The organism is Vreelandella sp. 162(4c) (assembly GCF_058152265.1).
Genome location: NZ_CM176981.1, coordinates 627344 through 654342, shown reverse-complemented (window position 1 = coordinate 654342; position 26999 = coordinate 627344). Strand labels below are relative to the sequence as shown.

The following is a 26999-nucleotide window of genomic DNA, read 5'->3' as shown; positions in this document are numbered from 1 at the left end:
AAGGCGAATAAATGAAACATCTAGAAATTCAGCCTGGCAAAATGACCCTTGCCCAAGCCCGCCAGATCCACGAAGCGCATGTGCCTGTCACGTTACCGGAAAGCGCCAATGCAGATATCCAGCGAAGCGTCGATTGCGTTAACCGGGTCGTCAGTGAAAACCGCACGGTCTATGGCATTAATACGGGGTTTGGCTTATTGGCCCAGACCCGCATTGCCAACGAAGATCTTGAATCGTTACAGAGTTCCCTGGTGCTCTCTCATGCCACTGGTGTGGGAAGGGCGATAGACGACGCCCTGGTGCGTTTGATTATGGTGCTTAAGGTCAATAGCCTGGCGAGAGGCTTCTCCGGCATCCGCCGTGAGGTATTGGATGCCCTGGTGGCACTGATCAATGCCGAGGTTTACCCACATATTCCACTTAAAGGATCGGTGGGGGCATCCGGTGATTTGGCGCCCCTGGCACATATGAGCGTTGTGCTGCTAGGCGAGGGCAAAGCCCGCTACAAAGGCGAGTGGATCTCCGCCGAAAAGGCGTTGGAAATCGCTGGCCTGGCGCCAATCACGCTGGCACCCAAAGAGGGTCTGGCGCTGCTTAATGGCACGCAGGTATCGACCGCCTATGCCCTGCGGGGGCTATTCGACGCCGAAGACCTGTTTGCGGCGGCGACGGTATGCGGTTCGCTAACCGTAGAAGCCACTTTGGGGTCACGTTCACCCTTTGACGCTCGGATTCATGAAGTGCGTGGCCAGCGCGGCCAGATTGACGCGGCCGCCGCTTACCGCCATCTCCTCGGCGAAAAGAGTGCCATCGGTGACTCCCATGCTAACTGCGATAAAGTCCAGGATCCCTACTCGTTGCGCTGCCAGCCACAGGTGATGGGTGCGGTATTAACCCAGATTCGTCAGACAGCCGAGGTGCTCGCGGCGGAAATCAACGCGGTCTCTGATAACCCGCTGGTATTTGCCGAGCAGGATGACATTATTTCCGGCGGTAATTTTCATGCTGAACCGGTAGCCATGGCCGCTGACAACCTGGCGTTAGCCATCGCCGAGATCGGTTCTCTGGCCGAGCGTCGTGTCTCTTTGATGATGGACAAGCACATGTCGCAGCTACCGCCATTCCTGGTCGAGAACGGAGGGGTCAATTCCGGGTTTATGATTGCCCAGGTCACCGCCGCGGCGCTGGCGAGTGAAAATAAAGCCTTGGCGCACCCCCATAGTGTCGACAGCCTGCCTACCTCGGCTAATCAGGAAGACCATGTCTCAATGGCGCCTGCCGCCGGTAAGCGGTTGTGGGAAATGGCGGAGAATGTGTGCGGCATTTTAGCCATCGAATGGCTGGGGGCGTGCCAAGGGTTGGACATGCGCCAGGGCTTGACCACTACCCAGCCGCTAGAGCAAGCCAGGCAACTGCTACGTGCGCGCGTTAGCCACTACAAGCAGGATCGCTTCTTCGCGCCCGATATCGAAGCCGCTAGCGAACTAATACGTGAGCGCACGTTAAGCCCGCTGGCGCATCCGCATACGTTGCCAAGCCAGTTTTAAGGCGTTTCATGCGTTCCCTGTGGCGCTAGGCCATAGGGAACGCATTATTACCATCTAACAACAAAGTAGGTTTTTCATGAATGCTATCGTTCTGGCTATCCTAGTGATGGTCGGCTTGAGTCTTGCTCGCGTTTCAGTTGTGTTTGCCCTTATCGTCGCCACGCTGGTAGGTGGGTTATATGCGGGTATGCTTATTGGTGAGATCCTTGACGCCTTTAATGAGGGGTTGGGTAATGGCGCCACCATCGCGCTCTCTTATGCAGTGTTAGGGGCGTTTGCCGTTGCTTTATCCCGTTCAGGTATCACCGAGCTGCTGGCCAGCCGGGCGATTGGACGTTTCCAGTTAGACGAGTCCGGGGGTAGCCGCCGAACGGTCACCTATACACTGCTGGCGGCGCTTTTAGCCGCGGCAGTCAGCTCGCAGAACTTGATTCCTGTCCATATTGCTTTTATTCCAGTGCTGGTGCCGCCGCTGCTAAAGCTGATGAATCATCTGAAGCTTGACCGGCGACTGGTGGCTTGCGTGATTACCTTCGGTATCACGGCGCCGTATATGTTATTGCCCGTGGGGTTTGGGGCGATATTTCTGAATGACATACTGCTCGCGAACCTCAACGAAAGCGGCGCGGCGCTGGGGTTGGAAGTGACCCGTCAAATGGTGCCACTGGCGATGGCGATTCCCATTGGTGGAATGGCATTAGGGTTGGCGGTGGCGGTGTTTTGGAGTTATCGCAAGGGGCGTGACTACGAAGACCGTGAGCTGGCCCATGGTGACAAATCGCCCCAAGAGGCCGCGCTTTCTCTAGCCGGGTGGCAAAAGGCCATGTTGGTTATTTCCCTGGTAGGTACGGTCACCGTGCAACTGATGACGGGCTCTATGGTACTTGGCGGCATCTTTGGGTTTGCCTTGCTCTCCATGAGTGGCGTTTTCCGCTGGCACGAGCAGGACGGTATCTTTACCGAGGGGATGCGCATGATGGCCCTGGTCGGCTTTATCATGATTTCAGCGGCAGGTTTTGCCAGTGTGATGCAGGCCAGTGGTGAGGTGGAAGGGCTGGTGGCGAGCTCTGCCGAGCTTATCGGTGACAACAAAGGGCTGGCCGCATTGATTATGCTGCTGGTCGGTCTCTTTATCACCATGGGCATTGGCTCTTCGTTTTCGACCATTCCCATTATTGCTTCGCTCTATGTGCCTTTGGCACTGAGCTTTGGCTTTTCGCCTATGGCGACAGTGGCATTGGTAGGCACGGCCGCCGCCCTGGGCGACGCAGGCTCACCCGCTTCAGACTCCACCCTAGGCCCCACCGCAGGCCTTAACGCCGATGGGCAGCATGACCATATCTGGGATAGCGTGGTGCCTACCTTTCTGCACTACAACATCCCGTTGATTGTGTTCGGCTGGGTTGCTGCCATGGTGCTTTGATTCAGTTGAATGGAGCTGTCCGCAATACAATCTCTCGTCACCTAACCATACGCCAGTGTATGACCAACGCCCCGCCTTTGTGCGGGGCGTTGGCGTGTTAGGCAGGTAGGTGGGTTGCAAATGATGAAGCTGAGACATGAGTTGGTATATTTCGTTTTATTTTACTTAAATTAAATTATTTAAAATCATGTTGTTATGTGATTTTTTAGACTCCTCCGAGGATGCGCCAACGGGCTATCCGAGAATTATTCTCCTGACTTTTTCTCCTTAACATCTAGTGATGATGTGCGTTGGGCAAGTATTTGCCTGCTTTGATGCGTAATAGCTATGTAGATATTGCTCCCACCCCCATACTGCAGCCACGAATAATAATTAAAGGGAAAGCCCGTGCTTATCAAAGCAATGATGTTGATGCTAGCGCTATGTTTCTCCAGTGTGGCAAGCGCTGAACAAACGCCCGACATGTCTGGTGAATGGGTAACCCAAGCCGAACTGATCGTGAGCGGTGAAGAAACCGAGTGTGACCTAGTGTTTGATACGATACCCGAAGAGCTTTTATTTGCTCAGGGCGGATGCTGTCGCACGTGCTCCAAAGGAAAAGCATGCGGTAACTCATGCATTAGCCGTAACTATACCTGCCATCAACCGAGAGGCTGCGCTTGCAATGGTTAGGTCAAGGCATTAGGCGGCGGAATTCAGCCAAACCCGGCACCGCTGCGCGCTGCTCCCGCGGGTGCGCCGTAGGCTTACCACGCGCTACGAAACCCACCGACTTAGCTTCGTGCACATACCCGTAGCGCGCGGTAACGAAGAACGCGAGTTCAACGAGCGTTCGTAGGCACCCGCGGATGGCGGCGGAACGACGCCCAAGAGCACTGAACCAAAGCCAAACCTCGGCACCGCTGCAAATGGAGTATGTACCGAGCCTGGACGACCTGGATAGCGCACAAGCCTAACCCAGCCATTCAACAGCTTATGGCCAACTCCCCGCCTTTGTGCGGGGCGTTGGTATGTTGGGCGGGAGTAAGGAGGGCGGAAGGGTGGTCAGCCTTAAACAAGCGCCTACAGGCCTTCATGCGGCGATGTTGCCAACCATCCACCCCCACACCGGCCGCGACCCACGCCACGCACTCGTCACCCCGCCCGCGCGCTAAATGTAGTGGTTTTTATGCACTCCCTCATCAGCCTCCAAACCGCGCCACTGCTGGGCTGGCTGGTGAAAAATGGGTGCATGAAAATCATGCGAATTCATGCGGGGTTATGCGCTTTACGTGGGTGATATGGTGAGCAAGAACCTAAAACTAAGCCATCGATAGGTAGATAGCGGAGAAATAAATTCTTGATAAGGCCTGTCAGGGCAGTGGTGTTCCAGTGAGCGACGTCACAGAGTGGTCTAAAGTCTCAGATGTTAGGGTTGTACAGGCGTAGGGAAATGATGAATACTGATTAAATATAATGAAGTGGAGATGTGGTGGGCGGTCCCATTATTACGAGGTAACCGCTACGTAATGTTAATGTGGGTAATTTGGAAGCAAAGTAGTCAGATCCTCCGGAACGGCATCACGCGTGTGATAGGTGGCATGTGGCATGGCTTAATCTTTGGCAGCGGGCAATATATCTGGGAGTGCTACCACGGCATCCCTTGGCATAGGCCTAGCGAATAGGAAACCTTGCAGAAAATCGCAGTTACGACGGACTAAATCCTGCTGCTGCTCTCGCTCTTCAATGCCTTCTGCCACCACGACCAAGTCCATGTGGTGGGCCATGGTGATAATTCCCTCCACAATAGCGGCGTTATTGCGGCTGGTTGCTATGTCTTTGATGAATGCTCTGTCGAGCTTCACTTTGTGAATAGGCAGGTCGCGCAAATAGCTTAGGCTTGAGAAGCCTGTTCCGAAATCGTCTAGAGCCACCTTTATGCCCATCGACTTAAGCTCATTGATCAACTCAATGGCCTGCTCGGCACCGTCTAGCAACACGCTTTCGGTCACCTCAAGTTCAAGAAACTCCGGGGGTAAGCCTGTCTCAGCTAACACCAGTTGGACTTCCTCTAGAAAACCATCACGCCGAAACTGAAGTGATGAAATATTGACGGCCACCGGCACCACCCGTTTATCTGCGGCAAGCATAGCTGCAACATCTTGGCAGGCGCGACGCAGCACCCAGCGACCTAGTGGGATAATTTGGCCCGTTCGTTCAGCCAGTGGAATGAATACACCTGGCGAGATCATTCCTTGCAAGGGGTGATGCCAACGGATCAGTGCTTCCAGGCCTCGTATACGGCCGTTGACTGCCTCCACGATGGGCTGATAATACAGCTCGAACTGCTCTTGCTGCAGTGCAGTATGCAGGTCATGGCGCAGTAGTACGGCCTCTTCAGTGATCCGTTGCACATCTCCCTGATACCAATTCCAGGTATTTCGACCCTGTTGCTTGGCCTCTCCCACAGCCAAACCAGCGCGCTGCATTAGCTCATGGGCATGTTCAACGACACCGCAGTTGCAGGCAATGCCAATGCTGGCACTGATGTGTAACGACTTACCATCAATCTGGAAAGGTAGTACGAATGCATCCAGAACACGCTCCGCAAACACGCTGCCTGCTGGACGACCTTCCAGGTTGGCAAACACCAAAGCGAACTCATCGCCGGTTAGACGGGCTAAGGTATCGCTCGGCTCGATTAGAAGCTGAAGACGCTCAGCCACCGCGATCAGCAATAAGTTACCGATGTGATGCCCCAGTCCATCATTGACCGTCTTAAAGTCATCCAAATCAAGATGCATCACCACTACCATGCCTTGCGACTGTTGGGCGTGCTTGAAGGCGTCTTCCAGGCGTTCATCCAGCGCCGTACGATTAGGTAACCCCGTGAGTAGGTCATGAGTCGCCTGGTACGCGAGTTGCGCTTCCTGTTCTCGATGCTGGGTGATGTCCTGCTGGATGCCAATGTAATGGGTGCAAACGCCTTTTTCATCGAATACTGGGCTGAGCGACAGATAATTCCAGAAAGACGTGCCATCTTTACGGTAATTGAGTAATGGTGTTTCAACCGATTGCCGCTGAGCAATTGCTTGGCGAATGGCCAGCACTACTTCCCGATCCGTATCTGGCCCCTGCAGGAACCGGCAATTGCGGCCCAGTGCTTCCTCTTGGTTATAGCCAGTGAGGCGATAGAAAGCATCGTTGGCATAGATCAGTGGCATATCAGGCTTGCTGGCATCCGTCATGAGCACCCCATTGGGGGTCGCCTGTATGCCTCGTTCCAGCAAACGCCGAGAAGCCTCTGCCTGTTTATGTGCCGTAATATCTTTGCAAATACCGTAGACGCCGACGATTTCACCATCAACAGACACGGGGAAATTAAGGATTTCGAGATTATAGGCATATCCATCATGGTGTCTGCCCATGGTCTCATATTGGCAACTACCGCCCCGTTTAGCGATATCAAAACTAGCCTGAGTTAGCGCCTGATAATCAGACTCAATAAACTCATTAAAGTGATGACCGATTAGCGCTTCTGCCGGGTAGCCGGTAATTCTTGACAAAGCAGCGTTACCGCGCTGGAATCGCCCGTCTAAATCAAACTCATAAACACCGTCAGGGTGGTTCACAAATAGCGAGCGGTGCCATTCCGACAAGCTTCGATGCTGACGTGAGTCACGATCACGGACGATGGCTAACGCGACAAGTGAAGCCGCCAAACGCAAAAAGTTTTCATTCGTTTCGCTGGGGCTGCAGGGCTGCCTGTAGTAAGTGCCGAAAGTCCCTAACAACTCGCCATTGGCCGTCATCACTGGGCTTGACCAGCAGGCGCGCAACCCTTCTTGCGCTGCTGCATCGCGAAACGCTAGCCATCGAGAATCTGTACGTATATCTTCGGTAATTACCTGTTCCTGCCAGTAGGCAGCACATCCGAAAGAAGCTGCATCAGGGCCAATCGGTACTTCTTGAAGTTGATGTTGATAACGATGAGAGAAGAGCTGACTCGGGTAGAGGCTTAGCGACTGTTGACCAGGATTGAAGCGCATGAATGCCACTATGGCCTTAGGCGGCAGCATTATTTCAATCCAGGCGGTGATGGCATCCAACGTTTTCTCAAGAGGCGCTTGTAGCGCAATCAGTTCATGCACTGCTTGCTGAGCTTCCATCATCGAGTGGTCGTTATACAAAGCAACATCCCCATTTTAATTGTTCGTGCACTAGAAAACTGAATTAAATGTATTACCTATTTGATCATAGTAGGGCCTTGTTAGCATTAAACAATATTAAATGTAAAACATTGCAAACATAGTTGTAGCTTTGCTGCTGAAAGTGTATATATTCGCCGAATTAATGAAGCAAAACCTATATTTCAAATAAAAGATAAGAATTATTTACCGAGGCACTTAAAATGGCTGCTCCAGCCCTATACGAAAATCCATCGGCAAGCGTGATTCGCTCACTGCTCCAACACACTCACGAGCTATCCATTTATGTCAAGGACATGCCCTACGCCTTGAAGGCAGAGGTGATTGAATTGAATCTGGGTAGTGGACGTATGGTGCTTGAGGTGGAGTACGCTGGATCGGATATCGAACGCTACGTAGCCACCGGTAGCCTGAGCTTTGATCTGGAGGCATTAAAAGGTCCTCACGATAACGAGCGCGATACCTACAGCCTCAGCAATGTGGCCGCCAAGCTGCTTAAGGCAGACAGTACTCTGTATCGACTGGAGTGCCAGCTACCGGAATCCGTTTTCGTTAAGGAGAACCGAGGCGCCGTTCGTATCCCGTTCATTTTGGGTATGCAGACACGTGTTGGCATCGAAGTTTATCTGCATGAACTCAATGTGCCGGGTAGGCTTCGAAACTTGTCTATTGGTGGTTGCATGGTCGATATTGATCTAGCTGACAGCATTGCGATAGGTGTAGACAAGGAAGTGCCTGGGGTAATGCTGGAATTTCCCAACGGCGATAGTTTTTTTGCCGAAGGCATCATTCGCCATATACGTCCCTTTGGTAACCAGGGCTACGCGGCCGTTGGCATTCAGTTCATCAACCTGTCGACATCCCAGACTGAAGCCTTGTTTCACTATGTCAATGAGTCAGAACGAGAGGCCGCTTACCGTACTGGAACGAACGACAAAATGCTTTACCACTCACCGTTGTTTATTCCAGGTATGAAGGAGAAGAAAATTCAGCAACGAGAAGCTCAGGAACGTGATAAGCGTTCTCGTCAGTCGCCCATGGAGCGCGGCGTGATGGACGTAGCGCATCAGCTGCAAGTGGGGCTGATGTACATGAACACTCGGCAACTGTTCCCGATTGGAATTTTTTACGATTGCGTCGATACCCTGCGCTATCTAGCGGAGCAGGATCGCAAGACGTTTCTCTATGCGCTCGCGTTTCTTCGCGATGAGTCAGACTGGGTAAGACACGCAGTGCAAGTCGCTGGGCAACTTGCGGATATACTGTTGATCCGCGATCCGCATGACCCTCGGGTGCGGGAGGCGGTACTCGGTGCCTTGCTGCATACCTTAGGCAAGCCCATGCTGATCAGCGCGGAGTTACCGACGCTCAAGGCAAACATGACACCCGCCCAGAAAGCGATTCTTAGCGGCCACGTAACAGCGCTGCAAGAAAAGCTTAGCGAGCTTGGCTGGGAACCAAGTCCCACCTGTCGCGAAGTCATCGAGAAAGCCAATGAGCGCCTGGATGGCTCCGGCTACCCAGCAGGGAATCGCGGCGAACAGCTATCCGACCTGGTGCGACTAGTGTCGGTGATCAAGGCGATTAATAAGCTACTCCATGCGCGTAACGGAGAGCCTCCACGCCCGCCGCTTGACGCCTACCGCAGGATTCATGAAACGGGCACGGTTTACGACAAAACGGTACTGGTTGAGTACATCCAAATTTATGGCCTGTACCCTATTGGCAGCCTGGCCAGGTTTTCGGGTGGTTTTCTTGCCTGGGTTATGGATATCAATGGCAAAGGTATGCCGAGCCAAGTTAACGTGGTCAAAAACCTACGTTTCCCAGATACCAACATCAATAGCGTCATCACCGAAGGTGACTTGTCACAGATCGGCAAGCTAGAGGGCATCGTTAACCCTTCGGATTACGGGGTGAAGGCGCTAAAAAGCTAGATATACTAGGCTTTAAGGTCAATGATCTGAGTTATCGTCAGGCCGCTGCTCTGTTGTATGACGCGGTGTGTCCTGGTGGTGTTGAGGTGTCCGCTTTCCAGAATTACGATCCCGAAACTTACTCCAGGCGGATTTGGCTTTCTGTTGGTTTTCTGGCTTACGCAGCCAGTTTGCGGCTGCCATCATTATCCACTTTTTCATGCGAACCTCCTGGTTCCTTTTAAGAGGTGTATATGCGTCTTACCATTTGGCCTATATCCTAACCATTTAATGTTGACTCATCTTTGTAACATTACAAGGACGTTCTGGTACTATTTTATAGATGCTCTTAAAAGTTATCTGAAGACATAAATTTGGTTCGGTGTCTCCCCCTGATAGAGTAGTGATGCACTTCGCTTGCCCCCACGTGGCTGACCATTGCCAAGGAAGATACCCCATGTTTTTCCCAAAACGCGTTGCCCTCACGTCGCTCATTATGGTGTTGGCGCTATTGCCTCCCACGCTATTCGCTCAGGATGCCCATATTGGCAGCGTGCGTACTGAGTTCAAGCTGCTGGGCCCGAACAACACCATTGAAGTGGAGCGCTTCGATGACCCGAAGGTTCAGGGCATCTCCTGTTATCTCTCTTACTCACAGATTGGCGGGATCTCCGGTGCGGTGGGGCTTGCTGAGGAGGCCAGTGAGGCGAGCGTGGCGTGTCGGCAGACGGGGGAGATTGTCTTCGACCCTGCGGAAGTAGAGGAGCAAGAGGTGATTTTTAGCCAACGTCGCTCTGCGCTTTTCAAGAATATGCGCGTTGTGCGCATGCATGACGCCGAAACCCAGACCTTTGTGTACCTGACCTATAGCACCAAGCTGGTCGATGGCTCGCCTAAAAACGCGATTACGGCTGTCCACTACGGTGAGTTAGGAGGCGGGCAATAATTGACTCGTGGGTGCTTAGCGCGGGTTGCCTAGCGTTTGTGTCCAGTAGGTTGAGTAGCGCGACTCCGAATCCTCGGCTTTTGCCATGCCCATCTCGGTAAAGGCGTCATTCATGATGTTGCGGCAATGGCCGGGGCTGTCTAGCCAGCCTTCCACCAAGGCGGAAACGGAGGTGTGGCCAGCGGCGATATTTTCACCCACGGCTTGCCACACATAATCCTGATTACCCACACGCTGCTCGATACCAGCACCCTCCGGGTCGGTATGGCTAAAGTAGTCATTCTCGGCCATGTCCTGGGAGTGGCTCTTGGCCGCTGCTTCCAACTTGCAGCTCCAGGCTAACGGCTCTGCGGCTTCAAACTGCTGGTCGCCGCATGGTCGCGCTTGGCTACGCGCCTCGTTGATTTGAGACAGCATTTCCTGCTGCTGATCGTTCAGTTCGCATTCGCCCTGTGGGGGAGCATTATCACCCTGGGTTTGATCATTGGCCCATAAGCTGAATGAACCCATAAGCAGTATGATAACGGTCAGGCCGTAAAGCGCCCCGGCAGCGGGGCGCTTGGGAAGGACCTTATCCACCGAACTTCTCATTTTCGCCAAGATCCGGCGTGGCGTCCTTTTTGAGGTTGGCTTTGGCAATTTCGTAAAGCTGGAATGTCTTGCTCTCTTTGGCTTTCCAGTGCTCACCCATCTGCACTTTAATTTCTAGCAGGGCGACGTCTGGGTCGTCTTTACCTTCGGGGAACCAGGCGGCGATGAAAGGGTTCCAGTATTTTTCAATCAGTTCACGGTTATCGGTTAGGTTGGCTTTACCCGATAGTGAAACGTAGACGCCATCTTCCTGGTCGGAAAAGCTCAGGCACACATCGTGGTCGCTTTTGGTTTCAAATACCTTTTCGGCACTGCGGCGGGTGAAGAACCACAGGGTGCCGTCGTACTCATCTTGCACCAAGTGCATTGGCCGGGCGCGCGGGGTGTCGTGATCCAACGTCACGAGCATGCCGACTTTGATATCTTTGATCATCTTCCAGATCTTCTGCTTATGTTCCGGGCTGGACATAGCGTCACTCTCCTTATGAATACGATCCTGGCCTTATAAAATAGATACTGGCCTTATGAATTCAATACTGAAAATAGCCATAGACAATGCTTGTACATCGAAGATGACTAGCTACAGCCTAGCTACCATTTTCCATATCAGCAAACGCTCTTCGAATAATCATATCTCTTGCCTAGTAACATCCTGCTTGATGTGTCCGCGGTTACTCACCAGAATCAAAGTGACGCTGAACTGTATGCTCAGGGAGGGAGGTTCCAATGCTTACAGGATCTATATACCGCTACGGCCCAATGACAGTGCTACTAATGCTCGGCGGCTGTGCCACGGGCGGGGGAGACCCTCATTCTCAAAATCAGATGACCCAATACGCGGCAGAATACTGCAGAAGCGTCGGCGGGGAGAATGAAATTCGCGAAAGTGGCCTAGGCACTGGCCGCTACTGCCGCTTGCCTGATGGCCGGGTTGAAAATGAGTGGAAGCTATACCGTACAGAGCATCTCGATAATGACTAGCTGACGCCTTTGATGCCACCCAGGTCAGCCTCTGGGTGCCAAGGGCCTAGCTGTTTTTGGTTGTATGCCTTTTCTTAAAGCCAATCATAACCGCTAGCAGCCCGCACGCCAGTGCTGGTAGCAGCACATCAAACACTGAGTCTAACGTCCACCCACGCCAGACGCCCTCAAACATACCGACCGGTAGCGTTTCGCCCCATGCCCAACCTCGTTGGATGCCTAGCCTGTATTCGTGCTGTGCGATCTCGCGGCCAAGCAGTATCGCCACCGGGATAACACCGGCCACGTAAGCAGAAACAAAGGGCAATAGTGAGAGCTGAATGATCAAAGCGATAACGACGTGCTCTAAATGTGTGACGTCCATTTCCCCGCTCCCATAGTCTTTCTCCCATAACTTTTCTTCCGTGAGCCGAAAGGGCTCTGGCGCGAACATGGGCATCATACACCCACATTCATGTGGGTAGGGCTCGGGGCGTCAGCTCTTAACGTTTACCCGCTTTTGTTTTAATTTTGGGAGGCGTGTCGGAAAGCTCTTTCTCTTTGGTGCGCCATTTAATCTTTACTTCCACCTCCTGTTTATCGCCTTCATCACTGGCGCGCAGAGAGACTTGCAGCAACTGCTGGGGGGAAAGTACCAGCTCACCTTCACTTTCCTGGAAGGCTAACTCGCCTTTATTGATCGCATTTGCCAGGGTAATCAGTAACTCTTGGGTTGACTGACGATCCAGCAGGGAATCGTGACTGAATTTCGTTTTTGACTTCATTTAGCGGGCTCCACCAGTTTTCCTTTGCGGCCGGGCTTGAACACTTTTGCCTGAGGGTAATCGCAGCTAAGGCCGATCACTCCACGGTTTTTGTCGATTAACGTTACCCCTACACCGTAGCCATCGAGCCCCTCATTTTTACGCGAGTGAGCGTCCAGGGTGATATCGGCTTCGATATGGATAAGCCCGTTTTTGAGCGTGACCCGCTGGCCAAAGTGTTGGTTGATATGGCCGTGAACCAGCACCTGAATGCCTGCCCGCCGGGCAACGTAGGCGCCGCGCGGGGTAAGGGGAAGATCGGCTTTACGGTATTTGGTTCTAAAGGTATTGGCCAAAGAGCCATAATAAAAACTGAACAGGTTTTGGTGCATTAGGTTTTTTTTGAAAGCACGGTTGGCATGTTTTACGCCGTACTTGGCCAGCAGTTCGGCCATATGATCATCGAGGCCGGCATGCAGAAACAGGAAGGAGCCGCGCTTTTTAACCAGCCGCATGCGGCGGAAAAACCAGCTAAATTCCCCCGATTTGTTAAGAAATAGCGAACGACACTTCATCGCGGCGGCATAGACTTGGGTGAGCGTCAGGCCGTTTTTTGCACAGTGCGCCTCGAAGCTCTGCGCCTTGGTGGTCATCTTGCTGATTTCACGCTCTATACCCTCGGGGGTGAGAAACCCGGCGGCATAGAAGGGGAAGTTTTCGAACCAGTCGTTGCCTGGAAACAGCGCCTGTCGGCACGCCTGCTCGGACGGTAATCCTTTGTCCCACTGGGTATCGGCCAGGTATTGATCGAATACCTCTTTAAACAGCGGTATGACCTTCTTGCCCATGCGCACAAAGAGATGTTGGCTACCGGCGTCAGTGTCGCGTTCCAACGATAGCAGCCCCATCAGCAAGCGGAGATCATGGTTACCGGCCAGCAGAGTGATATCTGCTTTGAGGCGGTATAAATGGGCCAGGCTGCGCAGCATCATCAGATTGCTGGGGCCTTTGTCCAGGCAGTCTCCGCCCACCACGATTTCGGCTTTTTTACCGAATTTCGTCAGTGCATATTCACATAGGTGGGAGCCTTCGCGTTCGATGACGCCTGCAGCAATTAGCGAGGCTTCAAATGCCTCGGCGTCCGCATGGGGGTCTGAGATGAATGCCACTGGCTTTTTGGGCCAGGCGAAGCATTTTTTGCGCGAGCGCTTAACAAAGGTGCTTAGCGCCTCATCGTGATTGACCGAGGTCGCGTCATCGGGCCAGGGCGCCCACTCTGTCGGAAGGCGCGTCAAGATGGCGTTGTGATACGGTTGTTTGCTTACCTTTGGAATAACATTGAACGCGGTCATAGAAGCCATCTTATTCATCGCTATCGTCTAATCGAGAGGGTCTGCTGGCTGGCGCTGTTTCCAGTTTCCGTACAGTCGGTGCCAGCCTTGGTTATGCCGCTCGAAAACGACCGGATGACCATGAAACATACTTAACCGTTTAATATCGCTGAAGGGTATGACATTTAAATGATAGCCCGCGTGGCGAATAGAGGCGCCGTGGCCCACTACCAGCTGTAGTCGTTTAGCCCCCTCAAGTCGCGGCGGTATATCTAAAAGTGCTTGTAAATGTGCAGCGACCCTTGCGCCTGCCTCCAACAGGGATTCCGCGCCGTCGAAGGGCAGCCTGAAATCGCTGGCTGATTTCCAGCCCTTAGGTAAGGGCTCAAGGCGAGGGTCGAGGGTGACGATCCGTTCTATTTCTTGAATGCTCAGATTGGCCAGCGCCCCAACGCTGCGTTCACAAAGGGCCGAAAAGCTGCGCGAACGGGGTGGCTCCGCAAACAGCGGCGTTAGCTCTTCGCGGAAGATTTCGGCCGTTTGCCAGGCTCTTAGCAGCGTCGAGCAGTGTATCTCCGCATTGAGCTGATAGCCTGAAGTAGTTAGCCACGCGCCGAATCGCCGCGCCTGCTCTCGAACGTCCTCCGCACCCTTTTCCGTGAGCGGGTAGGGCTGCAGGGCGCTGGGTGTATCCGCCAGTTGTGAATATTCACCGTGCCGAATCAGCGCCAGTGCCACCATCAGAGAATACCTTTGGCTTGGAGCAGCGCAATGGCACGCTCAAAATCGATGGTACCGGTGAGGCGCAGCACTTCAACGCTCGCTAGATGTTCGGCATAGATCTTGGCAGATTGGGCTTGCTCGGTGGGAAAGTGGCCATCCACGTGCTGAAAAAATGGCCCTGGGCTTTTGCGTAAGCCCTCAAGCGCCTCAGGTGTTTGGGTGCTATCCACGCTACTCAGGGCTGTCGGGGCGGTAGCGTCTAATGCCCAGTCCAGCAGTATCAGGTGTTTGAGCGTGCCGGAGAGAGCGGTTTTACCCTCGCCATAGGCGTTAGGAATCAACACATCGTACTTCTGCTCAATATCCCATAGCTGGCTTTTGGGCATGTCGGTAAATCGGTCGCGCTCTTCAGTAGGCAATATGTCGCTCAAACGCGGGGAGTTGATCAGCGTGCCTGGGTTAACGCGGGGGTGCTTGGCGACACCGAGAACGCTTACCTGGTCGTTTTCGGGCTTAAACAGAATCCGGTCATTGGAGAGAAAGCGCGCCTTTGCGGTTTCCAGCGCTTTCAGCATTAGCGTCGATTTACCACCACCGGAGCTGGCGGCAATGGCCGTAACGTTTCCATCGATATCAAAGGCCGAGGCGTGGCCGAGCAGGTAACCATGGCGCTGATGGTGATTGAGAAACTGGTTGTTAATAAAGTTGATGACTTGCGATGAGTGCTTGTTTAACTCGCCAATCGCAGCTGGCGCCGTTAACGATTGGAACAGCACCATCCCCGTGCGTACTTTATGAATCCAGCGCCCTTGAGGCGTATCCACGTAGGCCTCTTTCAGCCCCAGAGCGCTGGTTTTGGCCCGTGTTACCGCTGTCCACTCGCGGCCGCTGGTATCCGCTTGCTGATCCAACAGCCATACCGGTAGTTCTGGCTGGTCAACGGTATGGACTTCTTCCGGGAGCAAACCAGACGCCGTTAAACCAGCATAGTAAACCTCAAGATGGTCAAGAATGGCTGGATGGTCAGCCAGCACGCGAATTGTTAAACCATTGAACGTCAGCGGTAACGCATAGGTGCAGGCGGCCTTTGCCTGATTGATTTGTTGATTATCAAAAAGGTTGATCATTCACCTGCCTCTGCTGTCTCTGTCTCTGCTGTTTCGGCCTCAAGCTGGCTAAGCACATAATCACACAGCTTCTCAGCAGCATCGATACCACACCCTTTTTTCGCGCCGCTAAATCCGCCAAAGGCCGAGACCTCAAAGACCACGGGCCCTTCATCGGTTAATGCAATGTCCACAGTGGTAAAGCTTAGATCGAAGCATGACTGGGCTTTTAGGCCAAGCTCGATCAGCTCAGGGCTTGCATCAAAGGTTCGATATTTGCCCCCGCTGTGTATCGTGGTATTCCACGACTTGTCATCGCCGACACGGGCATAGGTGCACAGGTACTTGCCGCCTAGAAATACCATGCCAAGATCCTGGCCGCCCAGGTTGACGAACTTCTGAAGGTAAAAAAGGCCATGCTTAGCCTTAAATTTATTCAGTATTTGGGTATTGGCTTTAACACCATCTGCCGCTTTTAACACCACCATGCCGCGGGCTTTGGTCGAGTAGAGCGGTTTTAGGATCGCCTTTCCGAACGCCTGGACCGCCTCCAGCGCCGCATCAGTGCTCTCGGTTACTCGTGTGGCGGGCAGCGGGATACCGCCGGATGCCAGGGCGGCGGTGCCCTCAAGACGATTAATCAGGCGCCCCACCTGGCTTGGCGAGCTGAAACAGCGCACCCCGTCCGCTTCAAGGGTTTTGAGCATGCGCAGTCGGTCGTCGGCGGCAGGGGAGTAGGTTTCGCTTATTTTTTTGATGATCACGCCGTCAAGTGTGTTGAGCAGGGTGTCTCGATAACGCAACTCGCCGGTTTCAAGTTCCAGCACTACGTCAGCCATATCGACGACGCAGCGGTAGCCGGTGCGCTGTTCCAAATGATTCGCCAATACCTCGGTTGACCATTTGCCAGGTATCCCGATGACCGCAATTCGCTTATTAATCACTAAAAATATCCTCTAGGGGAAGCCTGTACTTCTCTATTTTCTCAGGGGGCAGAAGTGTTATGGCCTCTAGCAGGTAGCTCGCTCTAAGGGCGAGTCGGTTGGCAAAACGTTTGTCGTAGATAAAGCGCGTAGAGGTGGCAAAGGAGCGCCCCAGCGCGATGGCTAGCCGCGCATCAAAGCTTACATCGTTATTCTCTTTGGCGAACCGGCGCGCAAACTGATAGAGCTGTCTGATCAATCCCATTAGTTCGGCTCTAGGGGCCGCATCCATAATGGGCAGCCGATAAATTGACGCCATCAGAACGGATAAATCCTGAACATAATCAGAATAGGAGGCGCGGTGCAGGTCGATAAAGTAGATGCGATTTTTGAGCTCGTCATAGATGAGGTTGTCGACGTTAAAGTCGCCGTGGATCAGCACGGAAAATGGTGCCCTAAGCTGACGCTCTAGGGGCTCTACGCGATCGATCAAATCATCAAAACTGGGGCGGGGCAGTCCGCAAATGGTTTGGTGTGTATGAAACAGTGTCGGGTGCGTGTGGCGGGTTTCGGGCATGCGTTTACGCAACTGCTGCATATACTCGGGCTGAGCCGGCTCGTTAGTACGTGATGCCTTCCAGATCTTTCTCAACGTCCGTTGGAGTGTGTGGGCAAGTTGCTTGGCGGATTTCCACTGGTCGTTTAACAGTAGTGACTCAAGCGTTCGGCCGGGGAGGTGTTCGATCACCATTGAACCCAGTTCATCCCCCTGCTCGACATGGTGCGAGAGAACCGTTGGAGCCACCTTAGGATAGACCCGTTTCCATTGATCTACCCCGTAAAGTTCTTCAATGACTTTCTGGCTTTCACCCTCTTTGTAGACTGCCATCATCTTGCCAGAGGTGGCGTGCTCGGCTCTCAGTGTGGCAATGGTACTGCCGCTGCGGGTAAGCGCCAGCCGCTCAACGGTAAAGTCGTCATTCTGGGCGGTCATCGCGTGGGCAGCATTTTTTAGTTGCTTGTAGTTTTGCAAGCGTACGGCAGGGCCGAAGTTGGCGGCGAGTAGGGCGTCGGCAAGCTCCGCAAGCAGATGGATCATGCGGTGAAGCTGAAAATCCACCACGGCGCTGTTACGCATGCCTGAAGCGTCCTGCTCAAAATCAGTGGTTAAGCGGGCGGTTATTTTGGGTATTCGGCGTCCAATTTTCAGGCCTTGGCGAGTGTTGGCATCATCGATATTAATGATCACCAGCTTCAATGATTTACCCACCAATCGAATGAGCTTGGCGTACTCTTTTCGCGATTTATCGGGAAGCTGCTTCAGGGCCTTGATGGCGGTGAATTCAAGACAGGCGTGGCCTAGCTGGTCAAGCAGTCGGGCTAGGCGTTCAAGGGATTTGGATTGCTGAAAACCCTGCCCATCGACTTTGCGCCGCTGTACATCCATGGCGACGGCGAGCCCAACCTTCTCCACCAGCGTGCTTCTATAGCCTTTGCGATTGATCAGACGCCGAGAAACAGCTTCACTTGGCTGAGTCACATAAACTTCAACTAACTCGAAGTGATTTTCAACTTCGAATCGTAGAAAATAGAAATGCTCCAAAATCGACGTATTGATACGCTGCCTCACCAAGATAACGTGCGCTTAGGTGGTTACTGCTTCTGAGAGCCAACAGTATAAATAACAGTGCCATCGTTTACGTTACATGTTTCTTACAGTTCAAAGAGTTGTATGAAAAAAAGACGTTTTATCGGTACCCGAATGTGTCTGCCCCGTGAGATTGGCAAGGGGCGGGATCTGCGTCTGGCCAGATACCGAAAAGCCCCCGAGCTAGGGCCGAAAATACTCTTCTTTAGTGGCGGTACGGCACTGAGACACTTTTCTGAGGTGTTGACGGACTATACCCATAATTCCATTCATCTGGTTACTCCCTTTGATTCAGGAGGCAGCTCGGCAGAGTTACGCCGTGCCTTCGCGATGCCTGCGGTGGGCGACCTAAGGGCACGCCTGCTTGCCCTGGCTGATGATTCAGTGACTGGCCACCCTGAGGTGGCTGCGCTTTTTTCCCATCGGCTAGCAGCAAGTGAGGGGGAGGACACGGCGGCAAAGGCAGCACTTGAGCAAAGCCTGCAGGCACTTGTCAGTGCTAAGCACCCGCTACTCAAGGCAATTTCTGAGCCCATGCGGTCGCTGATCCAGAGCTATATCGCCGCATTCTACAAACATATGCCCAAGGATTTTAACCTCGCTGGTGCCAGTGTCGGGAACCTGATCTTGACCGGCGGTTATCTGATTCATGATCGCTCTCTGGATCCGATCGCCTTTCTCTTTGGTCAACTGATCAAGACCCGCGGCACCGTTCGCACCACGACGGATGCCAACCTGCAACTGGAGGTATTGTTAGAGAGCGGTCGAACGATTATTGGCCAACACTGCTTTACCGGCAAAGAGATGGCTCAAATCGATTCGCCTATCAGAGCGATAAAATTATCCGGCGAGGCGGACGATATCGACACCTTGGATGCCTCCAAGGTGTGTAAAGAGACCCGTAATCTCATCCATTCGGCAGAGCTGTTGGTTTTCCCGCCGGGCAGTTTTTATAGCAGTATCATTGCCAACCTGCTGCCCAAGGGGGTTGATAAGGCATTGGCTAAAAACCCGTCACCCAAAGTGTATGTGCCAAGCCTGGGTACTGATCTTGAAACGCTGGGTATGACGTTGGTGGATCAGGTTCAAGTGCTCAATGAGCATTTGTCTGGCACACTCGATCCCCTGTCGTCTAAGCGGTCTTCAATCGATTTTTTACTGTTTGATTCGCAGCTCCTGAGTGTTTCGGCTGACCAGATTGAGACGCTACGCGATGAAATGGGCATTCAAGTTATTGATCTAGACCTTGCGCCGGAGAATGCTGATACCCAACGTTATGATGACGTTAAGCTGGCTGAAGCGCTGCTTGGGTTGACCTGACACCGACATACTCTAAATGACCTTGGGCATTGTCATGCGTCTTAATTATCAAGGCCCGCTGCCTGAAATGGTGGGGTTTTTGCTACTGCCGCAGTACTCGATGATGGCCTTCTTTGCGGCGGTGGAGCCGCTGCGAATTGCCAACCGTATCGCCCATCGCCCGCTGTTCGACTGGACGTTGATTAGCGCTGATGGCGGGCCGGTGACGGCGTCGAACGGTATGACCTTGATGGTGGATCACGCAACGGCGGATGTTCACCATTTGCCCTCTCTGGCGGTATGCAGCGGTTTTACTCCCGAGGCGCATCTTACCCGGCCATTAATGGCCTGGCTTCATCAGTTGGATCAGGCAGGTTGCTGTTTGGGCGGTATCGATACGGGGGCGTTTTTGCTCGCTGCTACTGGATTGTTAAAGCACGAGCGGGTGGCACTGCACTGGGAGAGTCTGCCCGCTTTTCGTGAACGCTTTCCGGGCATTGATACCACCGATGAGCTTTATGAGTTGGGTGAGCGACGTTTCTCCTGCGCGGGTGGGGCAGCGGCGATGGATATGGCGCTGGAAGTGATTGCCCGGCGGCATGGCGCAAAGTTGGCCATCGATGTCTCCGAGCAACTGATCCATGACCGAATCCGCACCCGCAGCGATCAGCAGCGCATGGCGTTGGTGAAGCGCTTAGGCACGCATAACCGGCGGGTTGTGGAGGCGGTTGCGCTTATGGAGCAGAACTTGGAAGAGCCGCTCCCCCTTGACGAGATAGCCAGCCAAGTAGAGGTGTCGGTGCGTCAGTTGCAGCGTCTGTTTGAGCAGGAGCTTAACGTGGCCCCGCGTCAATGGTATTTGCAGCTGCGCGTTAAGCGCGCCCAGCGGCTGCTGGCCGAGACTGACTTAGCGGTATTAGAAGTGGGCGTGGCCTGTGGGTTTAGTTCGTCGTCGAGCTTTGCGCGTACGTTTCGGGCGCATTACGGCTACTCGCCTCGCCAGGTACGTTCTGCCATCGCTGAGAAAGACCTTTAAAGCGCAATGAATGTCGTGTAATGTCTGGCAAGCGTCGTCTTATGCCTAGTAGTAGGGAGGCAGCCGCGCATACTGACTAAACCCAACGAATAAGAGGTTTAGCTAAATGTCTGCCACGACTATCTTTCCCAAGACTATCTCTCCCAAGACCCTCTCTCCCACCACCAAGTCATTGTCGGTAACAGCTGGCTTTTTACTCTCTGCGTTTGCCGCCACTCCGGCCATGGCGGAGCTTGATGAACTGCGTTTTGGGGTGCCGCCGTGGCCTGGGGTGACGGTAAAGTCCGAAGTGGCCGCCCAGCTACTTGAGGCCATGGGGTACGAAACCCGTCAGCAAGATTTAGCCGTGAGCGTGATCCTCGAAGGCTTATCGCAGAACGACCTGGAAATCTATTTAGGCGGCTGGTATCCCGTTCAGACCGATATGGTCGAGCCCTTGGTGGCCGACGGTAAAGTCGAAAAAGTGGTTTCCAATATCCGCGGCGCCAATTCCGGGCTAGTGGTTCCCCAGTATGTTTACGATGCAGGCGTCACCACGGTGGCTGAGCTGGCAGAACACCATGACCGTTTCGATGGTGAAATTCAGGGCATTGAAGCGGGCACCGGCATTAACGATGCGATTCTCAATGCCATCGATAATGATCTTGCGGGACTGGGGGATTGGCAGCTCCGTGAAAGCTCCACTTCGGCGATGCTGGCCCAGGCTGAGCAAAAAATGGCTGATGAGGAGTGGGTGACCTTTGTCGGCTGGGAGCCTCACTGGATGAACGTGAGCTTCGATCTGGCCTATTTAGCCGATAGCGATGACGCGGGCGTAGCCTCCATTGAAAGCACGGTATGGACGATTACGCCTGCCAGCCTGGCGGACGAAGCACCTGAGGTTCACCACTTCCTGTCGCAGTACGTGATCGATATCGAAGATCAAAACGATTGGGTGCATGAGTACAGCTACGAAGAGCGCCCGGCGGATGAAGTGGCGAACGAGTGGATTGGCAACAACCTGGATACCGTTGCTGAGTGGCTGGAGGGGGTTGAAACCCGTGATGGCGAGCCCGCCATTGAGCAAGTGCGGGCTCAGTTCGACTCTTAATAGTTGGTTATTCGTCATCTAATGTGGATTTAATAGTAACCGGCACATTTTGTGCTTCACGGTTCAGACAGAAACCACCAAGCCAACTGTCTGTTGTGGGAGGCCGCTTCCAGCGGTGGTCCGACACTTCGGCGAAGGGTACCGAAGGTACCCCGGTGTTGTCAGGCTGGCAGCCTAAACGGTCGCGAGCTAAAGCTACCTCCCACAGGTCAACTGTCAGACTGTCAGAAATAATTCCATACCGAATGACGAAGAGCCTAATAGTTATTCGTTAATAGCACGACTCGTAAAGCCTAAGCTGTGATTAACGCCGAACAGCGCCTTATTAATTAAGGCGCTGTTTTAGTTGTTGGCAAAAGTCCTGCCAAGCCGCACTCATATCGGGTAGCAGCGCGTGGGCGTGAAGGGCGGCATGAACCATGTTCGGGGCGCAGCGATAGCCTATCGAGACACCTTCCTCACGCCAATTGGCTATTGCGGCTTCGATGGGGAGTGTCAGTGGATCCCTCTCCACGGTAAGCATTTCAATGCTTGCGGCAGGCGGGCGGCGATCACGCTGGGTAGCAATGATGTCAGGACTCTGCTGACGAATGCCGAGTACGTCATCCCGTGAAAGTAGCGGCGCATCTTCTCCCAAGCATTCAAGGGAAAGCGCGCCAACTGTTGGGTAGATCAAGCCTAGCGGTGGCGCTTCATTCTGCTGATGGGCAAGGTCAATGGCTAATCTCCCGCCCGCGCTGTCACCCACCAACGCGACAGGTTGAATCGCTACTAGCACCGTTCGGCAGTCTGCCAGCATCGCCGGGTAAGCTACTTCTGGCGCCAGCCGATAGTTTACGCTGACCACTTCACGCGCTAACGCTTGCGCCAAGCTGGCGGCGGAGCCATGGTGGCTCTCTGCTGAGCCGATGGTAAAACCGCCGCCATGGATAAACAGCACGCGGCCTGGTGTGCGCTGCCGGGGGATAAAACGGCGCACGCTAACACCACCCAAAGCGCTATTCTCAATCCGCATCCCCGCCGGGTCGGGTGGGGCGAACGTTTGGCAAAGCTCAGCGTAGGCGCGCCGCGCTTGAGGTAATGGCAGCTCCTTCAGCGTTGCCAGTCCGGCGCTAAAGCGCTGAATGAAGTCGTCCACGTTCATCACTACTGTAACCCTTTAGCGCCGAATGCCAATGGTGCGGCCGGCAAGCTCGGGCCAAGCGTCTTTATGGGCTTGGGGTAGTTCTGTCACGCGATTGGCGACCGCTTCAGGAAACGGGCTTGGACGCCCAGAGGCTTGTTTCATGCCCATCAGCATCTGTTCACTGGTTGCTATCAGGTTATCTTCTTCATCGAACAGGGTGAAAAAGACGTGCAGGCGCTTTGTATCGCTATCCAGTAGTGTCAGGCTGACGTTCAGGGCTTGGCCCTGGTGTGCCTCGCGGCGGTAGCAGAGGTGCGTTTCCAGAGTATAGATCGTGTAGCCATAGTGTTCTCGGCCCGCTTCATCCAACCCAATGGTGTCGATAAGCGCCTCGCAGGCCAGAGAGAAGACGCGGGCGTACTCCGCGTCGTTCATATGCCCGTTGTAGTCGACCCACTCGGGAGCGACGTGGGTTTCATAAATAATCATTAAATGCGCCCCTGTAAGCCTTCGGCTTCCGGCCAATATTTTTGCACCACCTCGAGCAGCTCGACTAAAAAGTCATCCCGGCGCCGGTCAAGGGTGGCCACTGATCGTCCTGCCGCTTGATGCTCACACCCCTCGACGACTTTATCAATCAGTTCATCGGTGAGTTCCGGGGCCTCCAGCTTGGTCCAGGGCAGTTTAAGCGCTGGGCCAAACTGCTCCAGCATATGGCGCATGCCTGGCTCGCCGCCCGCTAGGTGGAAGGTTAAGAACGTGCCCATCAACGGCCAGCGGAGTCCACAGCCGTAAACCACGGCAGCATCGATCTCCTCGGTGGTCGCCACGCCATCGTTAACCAGATGCAGGGCTTCCCGCCACAGCGCTTCCATTAAGCGGTCGGCGATGTGGCCCTCAATTTCACGGCGAACCACCAGTGGGCGCATGGCGAGCGCCTGATACAACCCTTGGGCGCTGGCGATCTGTGTGGGCTGGGTGGACTCACCCCCCACAAGCTCTACCAATGGCAGTAAATACACCGGGTTGAAGGGGTGAGCGACGATCACGCGCCCAGGCGCTTGTTGGCACTGCTGCTGCAGGTCGGTGGGCTTAAAGCCGGAGGTAGACGAACCAATAATGACGTTCGGTGAGGCAGCAGCGTCAATAGCGGCTAAAATCTCTTGCTTTAGCGGTAGGCGCTCGGGCACGTTTTCCTGAATCAGGTCAGCGCCATTCACGGCTTTTTCAATCGTATCCGCAAAGGTTAACCGCTCAGGGCTAGCATCGGGCGCTAAGCCGAGCTGGGTTAACGAGGGCCAGGCATTGTCGATAAACGATTGGGTACGCGCTGGCGCCTTGGGATCTGGGTCAAAGGCCACTACGTCCCACCCCTGGGCGAGGGCACGGGCAATCCAGCCGTTGCCAATCACGCCGGTACCGATGACGGCTAAGCGGCTCATTTGTCACCTCCTGCTGTGTTACCCATGATACGTCCGGTCATCGGGTCGCGTAGTTTGAGATGAGCGCGGGTTTCTGCAGGCGTCATTACTCGGGCGCCGAGGTTTTCAATAATGGTCGACGCTTTCTCGACCAGTTGGCCGTTGTTAGCCAGCACGCCTTTCTCTAAAAACAGGTTATCTTCCAACCCAACCCTAGCGTGGCCACCCAGCAGCACCGCCTGGGCGACCATGGGCATTTGATGTCGACCAATGCCGAAGGCGGCCCAGTTAGCGTTGGCAGGTAATTTGTTGCGCATGGCCAGCATCGTTTCTGTGTCCGCTTCGGCACCCCAGGGAATACCCAGACAGAGCTGATAGAGCGGGTCGCCATCGATCAAGCCCTCTTGCTGAAGCTGGCGAGCAAACCAGACATGACCTAAATCAAAGCACTCCAATTCCGGCTTAACGCCAGCGGCTTTTACCAAACGGGCGTGTTCACGCAGCCAGTCTGCGGGGTTTACGTAGACCATATCGCCAAAATTGAGGCTGCCGCAGTCCAGCGTACACAGCTCGGGAAGCAGCTCGCCGACCGGGGCGTGACGCTCGGCGGGTGTTTGGATATCGGTGCCTGGGCCGCCGCGCGTTGGGTCGGTGGCATCGGGTATCCAGTCGCCGCCGCCACCAGCGGTGATGTTCATCACAATATCCACATCGGCCTCGCGTACGCGCTCCATCACTTCGCGGAACTGCTCAGTAGAGTGGCTGATGCCGCCGGTCTCCGGGTCGCGAACATGGATATGGGCGATGCTGGCCCCGGCATGCGCCGCTTCAATGCAGGAAGCTGCAATGGCCTTGGGTGTAACAGGCACATTGGGGTTTTTTGCGGTGGTATCTCCCGCGCCCGTCACGGCACAGGTAAGAATGACATTGCGGTTCATGGCGTGCTCTCTAGTCAGCAGTTTATTCGCTTACTAGTGTGTCGCCGTGTGCAGACATTAGTTGTCATAAAGCGACATTCGCTATACATAAGATGCGATTTTTGAGCTTCGTTAATTAATCTACTCCATCTCATTCCTAACGATGGGGATTACTCACTTTGAAATGTGCTGATTAGAAACTTGGTTAGCGGGAAATATTGACCGCCATGGCTGCCGATCTAAACTAAATAAGCCCATAGCAAAGCTGATAACAAGTACAAACAACGTTATGAAGGAGTGCCTTCAATGTCCTATAAACCCGTTCTGCGGCCGCTATCTACGTTCATCGCTTCTGCGGTGATCATCGGCTTACCCGCTGTTGCGACTGCCAATGAGCCTGAACTCAGCCAGACTGAGGTGTTAACCGGTCTTGAAAACCCGTGGGATATGGCCTTTCTGCCTGATGGGACGATGTTTTACACCGAACGTTGTCGAGGGCTGTCGGTACGGCTACCCGATGGTGAGGTAGAGCACCTGCTAGGCATGGAAGGCACGGACGAGTATGCCACCACCGCCGATGATCTTGTCTGCGAGGGGCAGGCGGGGATGAACGGTGTGGCGGTCGACCCCGATTTTGACGAAAACCGGACAGTCTACGTTTACTCTGCTTCTAACATGTCTGAGCCACGCACCAATCGTGTGCTGCGCATGACGGTAAACAGTGAGTTTAATGAGGTATCGGATCGTACCGACATTGTCGAGGATATTCCGTACAAGCCTGCCGCCACCGACCATCCGTTCGGCGATGCTGGCGCCCATAATGGCGGACGTATCCGCTTCAGCCCGGAGGACGGTTACCTCTACGTGACCACCGGCGATAACCATAACAGCGAGATTCCTCAGTCTCCGGAGCTGCTAGGGGGCAAAGTTCTGCGCATTGACCGGGATGGCGAGGCTGCCGAGGGTAACGAACCGCCTGAGGGCTTTGATCCGCGGATTTATACCTATGGTCATCGCAACGTACAGGGCATTACCTTCCACCCGAACACCGGCCAGCCAATCGTAACGGAACACGGCCCCTGGCATTCGGATGAGATCAATGCGCTGGTCAATGGTGGTAACAGCGGCTGGGATCCGAAACCCAATATGGCTGGCCGCGGCGATTGCCCAGATGATTACTGCGGTTATGAGCCTAATCAGACCGAGGGGATGGATCCCAAAGAGCGTGCGGCCTATATGCCGGTGACCGACACCGAAACCTACCCTGACGCTATGCAGCCTGCCTGGAAAAATGATGGGCTTTCTCAGGGCATCTCTTCTGCCGAGTTTCTGACCGGTGAGCAGTGGGGCGACTGGGATGGCCGTCTGATTGTGGGTTTTATGGGCATCGGTTTCGGAGGCACCCCGGTAGGACAGCGCATTAACCTGATTGATATTGCAGAGGATGGTCTTTCGGTCAATGACGTTGCCGAAATGCCGTTGCCCATGGGGGCGGCTCGTTTCCGGTCGATAGTGCTGGGCCCTGGTGGTGATCTTTATACGGCAGTTGATGAAGGCAGTATTTACCGCATCACACCGGAGTGAGCTATTGGCAGCCGCGCTGGCGTATGCCTGTGCGGCTGCGCTGTCTTCAAGCCGTCTTAAGCTTTTTGATCAAGATCACTCCAATGGGAAAAGGTCACTATGAAGGTATCACTGTTTTGCGTTATTGCGACGGCGCTGCTAATGGGGTCGGCTACTTTGCAGGCGGCAGATAAGTCGACGGGAGAAACACTCTATGCGGACGCCTGCGCCCAGTGTCACGGCCCAAATGCACAAGGGATGGCTAGCTTTCCATCTCTTAGTGGTCGGGACGCGGAGTATATTACTTCTCGCCTTGAAACGTATCGGGCCGGTGAAAAGGTGGGGTCAAACTCCTTTCTGATGATCCCCAACGCCACTGATTTGTCCGACGATGATATCGCCAACCTCGCCGCTTACATCGCAGATAAGGCTGAGTGACTCAGCCCTTTGTATTAGCCCCTGTGTATTATCGAAACAATTCG

Annotated in this window: 24 protein-coding genes; 10 read left to right on the top strand and 14 right to left on the bottom strand. The window is 54.0% G+C overall.

What is annotated here, in order from left to right; genetic code table 11:
• Nucleotides 1–11: 11 nt before the first annotated feature.
• Together hutH and AC4EYZ_RS02995 are read left to right on the top strand one after the other, a co-directional pair.
• Nucleotides 12–1547, top strand: a complete 1536-nt coding sequence (hutH, locus tag AC4EYZ_RS03000; protein WP_022524080.1) for a histidine ammonia-lyase — start codon at nt 12–14, stop codon at nt 1545–1547.
• 76 nt (nt 1548–1623) lie between these two features.
• Nucleotides 1624–2970, top strand: a complete 1347-nt coding sequence (locus tag AC4EYZ_RS02995; protein ID WP_490204085.1) for a Na+/H+ antiporter family protein — start codon at nt 1624–1626, stop codon at nt 2968–2970.
• Nucleotides 2971–4562: 1592 nt separating this feature from the next.
• Here AC4EYZ_RS02995 and AC4EYZ_RS02990 read toward each other — a convergent pair.
• On the bottom strand, nt 4563–7139 hold the full coding sequence (locus AC4EYZ_RS02990) for a bifunctional diguanylate cyclase/phosphodiesterase (RefSeq protein ID WP_474191540.1): 2577 nt from the start codon (nt 7137–7139) through the stop codon (nt 4563–4565).
• A gap of 221 nt (nt 7140–7360) precedes the next feature.
• Between AC4EYZ_RS02990 and AC4EYZ_RS02985 the strand changes: the two genes are divergently transcribed.
• The gene (locus tag AC4EYZ_RS02985; protein ID WP_190373480.1) at nt 7361–9094 is read left to right on the top strand and encodes a PilZ domain-containing protein; all 1734 of its coding nucleotides are present in this window, start codon (nt 7361–7363) and stop codon (nt 9092–9094) included.
• A gap of 436 nt (nt 9095–9530) precedes the next feature.
• The gene (locus AC4EYZ_RS02980) at nt 9531–10019 is read left to right on the top strand and encodes a CreA family protein (RefSeq protein WP_190373478.1); all 489 of its coding nucleotides are present in this window, start codon (nt 9531–9533) and stop codon (nt 10017–10019) included.
• 15 nt (nt 10020–10034) lie between these two features.
• On the opposite strand, the gene AC4EYZ_RS02975 is transcribed toward AC4EYZ_RS02980, so the two are convergent.
• Together AC4EYZ_RS02975 and AC4EYZ_RS02970 are read right to left on the bottom strand one after the other, a co-directional pair.
• The gene (locus tag AC4EYZ_RS02975; protein ID WP_474191539.1) at nt 10035–10598 is read right to left on the bottom strand and encodes a CAP domain-containing protein; all 564 of its coding nucleotides are present in this window, start codon (nt 10596–10598) and stop codon (nt 10035–10037) included.
• Nucleotides 10591–11079, bottom strand: a complete 489-nt coding sequence (locus AC4EYZ_RS02970; RefSeq protein ID WP_089690652.1) for a pyridoxamine 5'-phosphate oxidase family protein — start codon at nt 11077–11079, stop codon at nt 10591–10593. The genes AC4EYZ_RS02975 and AC4EYZ_RS02970 overlap by 8 nt, the downstream gene beginning before the upstream one ends.
• 257 nt (nt 11080–11336) lie before the next feature.
• Between AC4EYZ_RS02970 and AC4EYZ_RS02965 the strand changes: the two genes are divergently transcribed.
• Complete coding sequence (locus tag AC4EYZ_RS02965; RefSeq protein ID WP_474191538.1) at nt 11337–11591, top strand: putative hemolysin; 255 nt, start codon at nt 11337–11339, stop codon at nt 11589–11591.
• A gap of 46 nt (nt 11592–11637) precedes the next feature.
• On the opposite strand, the gene AC4EYZ_RS02960 is transcribed toward AC4EYZ_RS02965, so the two are convergent.
• The 7 genes from AC4EYZ_RS02960 to AC4EYZ_RS02930 form a co-directional block, all read right to left on the bottom strand.
• Nucleotides 11638–11955, bottom strand: a complete 318-nt coding sequence (locus AC4EYZ_RS02960; RefSeq protein ID WP_474191537.1) for a hypothetical protein — start codon at nt 11953–11955, stop codon at nt 11638–11640.
• A gap of 118 nt (nt 11956–12073) precedes the next feature.
• Nucleotides 12074–12355 carry an amphi-Trp domain-containing protein gene (locus AC4EYZ_RS02955; RefSeq protein WP_022524071.1) on the bottom strand — a complete coding sequence of 94 codons (282 nt, stop codon included), beginning with the start codon at nt 12353–12355 and terminating at the stop codon, nt 12074–12076.
• On the bottom strand, nt 12352–13686 hold the full coding sequence (locus tag AC4EYZ_RS02950) for a metallophosphoesterase (protein ID WP_474191536.1): 1335 nt from the start codon (nt 13684–13686) through the stop codon (nt 12352–12354). Before AC4EYZ_RS02950 ends, AC4EYZ_RS02955 begins: the two co-directional genes overlap by 4 nt.
• Nucleotides 13687–13713: 27 nt before the next feature.
• The gene (locus AC4EYZ_RS02945; protein ID WP_190373475.1) at nt 13714–14406 is read right to left on the bottom strand and encodes a histidine phosphatase family protein; all 693 of its coding nucleotides are present in this window, start codon (nt 14404–14406) and stop codon (nt 13714–13716) included.
• Nucleotides 14406–15515 carry an HprK-related kinase B gene (locus tag AC4EYZ_RS02940; protein ID WP_474191535.1) on the bottom strand — a complete coding sequence of 370 codons (1110 nt, stop codon included), beginning with the start codon at nt 15513–15515 and terminating at the stop codon, nt 14406–14408. The genes AC4EYZ_RS02945 and AC4EYZ_RS02940 overlap by 1 nt, the downstream gene beginning before the upstream one ends.
• On the bottom strand, nt 15512–16438 hold the full coding sequence (locus AC4EYZ_RS02935) for a GAK system ATP-grasp enzyme (protein ID WP_474191534.1): 927 nt from the start codon (nt 16436–16438) through the stop codon (nt 15512–15514). The genes AC4EYZ_RS02940 and AC4EYZ_RS02935 overlap by 4 nt, the downstream gene beginning before the upstream one ends.
• Nucleotides 16431–17957 (bottom strand): aminoglycoside phosphotransferase family protein, encoded by a 1527-nt coding sequence (locus AC4EYZ_RS02930; protein ID WP_474191533.1) that lies wholly within the window; start codon nt 17955–17957, stop codon nt 16431–16433. The genes AC4EYZ_RS02935 and AC4EYZ_RS02930 overlap by 8 nt, the downstream gene beginning before the upstream one ends.
• Before the next feature lie 192 nt (nt 17958–18149).
• On the opposite strand from AC4EYZ_RS02930, the gene AC4EYZ_RS02925 reads away from it, so the two are divergent.
• From AC4EYZ_RS02925 to AC4EYZ_RS02915, 3 genes are all read left to right on the top strand, one after another.
• Nucleotides 18150–19385, top strand: a complete 1236-nt coding sequence (locus tag AC4EYZ_RS02925) for a GAK system CofD-like protein (protein ID WP_490204084.1) — start codon at nt 18150–18152, stop codon at nt 19383–19385.
• A gap of 34 nt (nt 19386–19419) precedes the next feature.
• On the top strand, nt 19420–20400 hold the full coding sequence (locus AC4EYZ_RS02920; RefSeq protein ID WP_474191530.1) for a GlxA family transcriptional regulator: 981 nt from the start codon (nt 19420–19422) through the stop codon (nt 20398–20400).
• Nucleotides 20401–20506: 106 nt separating this feature from the next.
• Entirely contained in the window at nt 20507–21490 is a 984-nt protein-coding gene (locus AC4EYZ_RS02915; protein ID WP_474191529.1) for an ABC transporter substrate-binding protein, read from the top strand.
• A gap of 325 nt (nt 21491–21815) precedes the next feature.
• Here AC4EYZ_RS02915 and AC4EYZ_RS02910 read toward each other — a convergent pair whose 3' ends face one another.
• Genes AC4EYZ_RS02910 through AC4EYZ_RS02895 form a run of 4 tightly spaced genes read right to left on the bottom strand, consistent with a single transcriptional unit; the run spans nt 21816 to nt 24975 of the window.
• Nucleotides 21816–22634, bottom strand: a complete 819-nt coding sequence (locus tag AC4EYZ_RS02910; protein ID WP_474191541.1) for an alpha/beta fold hydrolase — start codon at nt 22632–22634, stop codon at nt 21816–21818.
• Nucleotides 22635–22649: 15 nt separating this feature from the next.
• The gene (locus tag AC4EYZ_RS02905; protein WP_474191528.1) at nt 22650–23105 is read right to left on the bottom strand and encodes a thioesterase family protein; all 456 of its coding nucleotides are present in this window, start codon (nt 23103–23105) and stop codon (nt 22650–22652) included.
• The gene (locus tag AC4EYZ_RS02900; RefSeq protein WP_490204083.1) at nt 23105–24058 is read right to left on the bottom strand and encodes an L-carnitine dehydrogenase; all 954 of its coding nucleotides are present in this window, start codon (nt 24056–24058) and stop codon (nt 23105–23107) included. Before AC4EYZ_RS02900 ends, AC4EYZ_RS02905 begins: the two co-directional genes overlap by 1 nt.
• Complete coding sequence (locus AC4EYZ_RS02895; RefSeq protein WP_474191493.1) at nt 24055–24975, bottom strand: beta-keto acid cleavage family enzyme; 921 nt, start codon at nt 24973–24975, stop codon at nt 24055–24057. The genes AC4EYZ_RS02900 and AC4EYZ_RS02895 overlap by 4 nt, the downstream gene beginning before the upstream one ends.
• A 285-nt stretch (nt 24976–25260) precedes the next feature.
• Here AC4EYZ_RS02895 and AC4EYZ_RS02890 point away from each other — a divergent pair, with 285 nt between their 5' ends.
• Together AC4EYZ_RS02890 and AC4EYZ_RS02885 are read left to right on the top strand one after the other, a co-directional pair.
• The gene (locus AC4EYZ_RS02890; protein WP_474191492.1) at nt 25261–26538 is read left to right on the top strand and encodes a PQQ-dependent sugar dehydrogenase; all 1278 of its coding nucleotides are present in this window, start codon (nt 25261–25263) and stop codon (nt 26536–26538) included.
• 99 nt (nt 26539–26637) lie between these two features.
• Nucleotides 26638–26955: a c-type cytochrome gene (locus AC4EYZ_RS02885; RefSeq protein WP_159176567.1), complete on the top strand. Its 318-nt coding sequence runs from the start codon at nt 26638–26640 to the stop codon at nt 26953–26955.
• Nucleotides 26956–26999 lie beyond the last annotated feature (44 nt).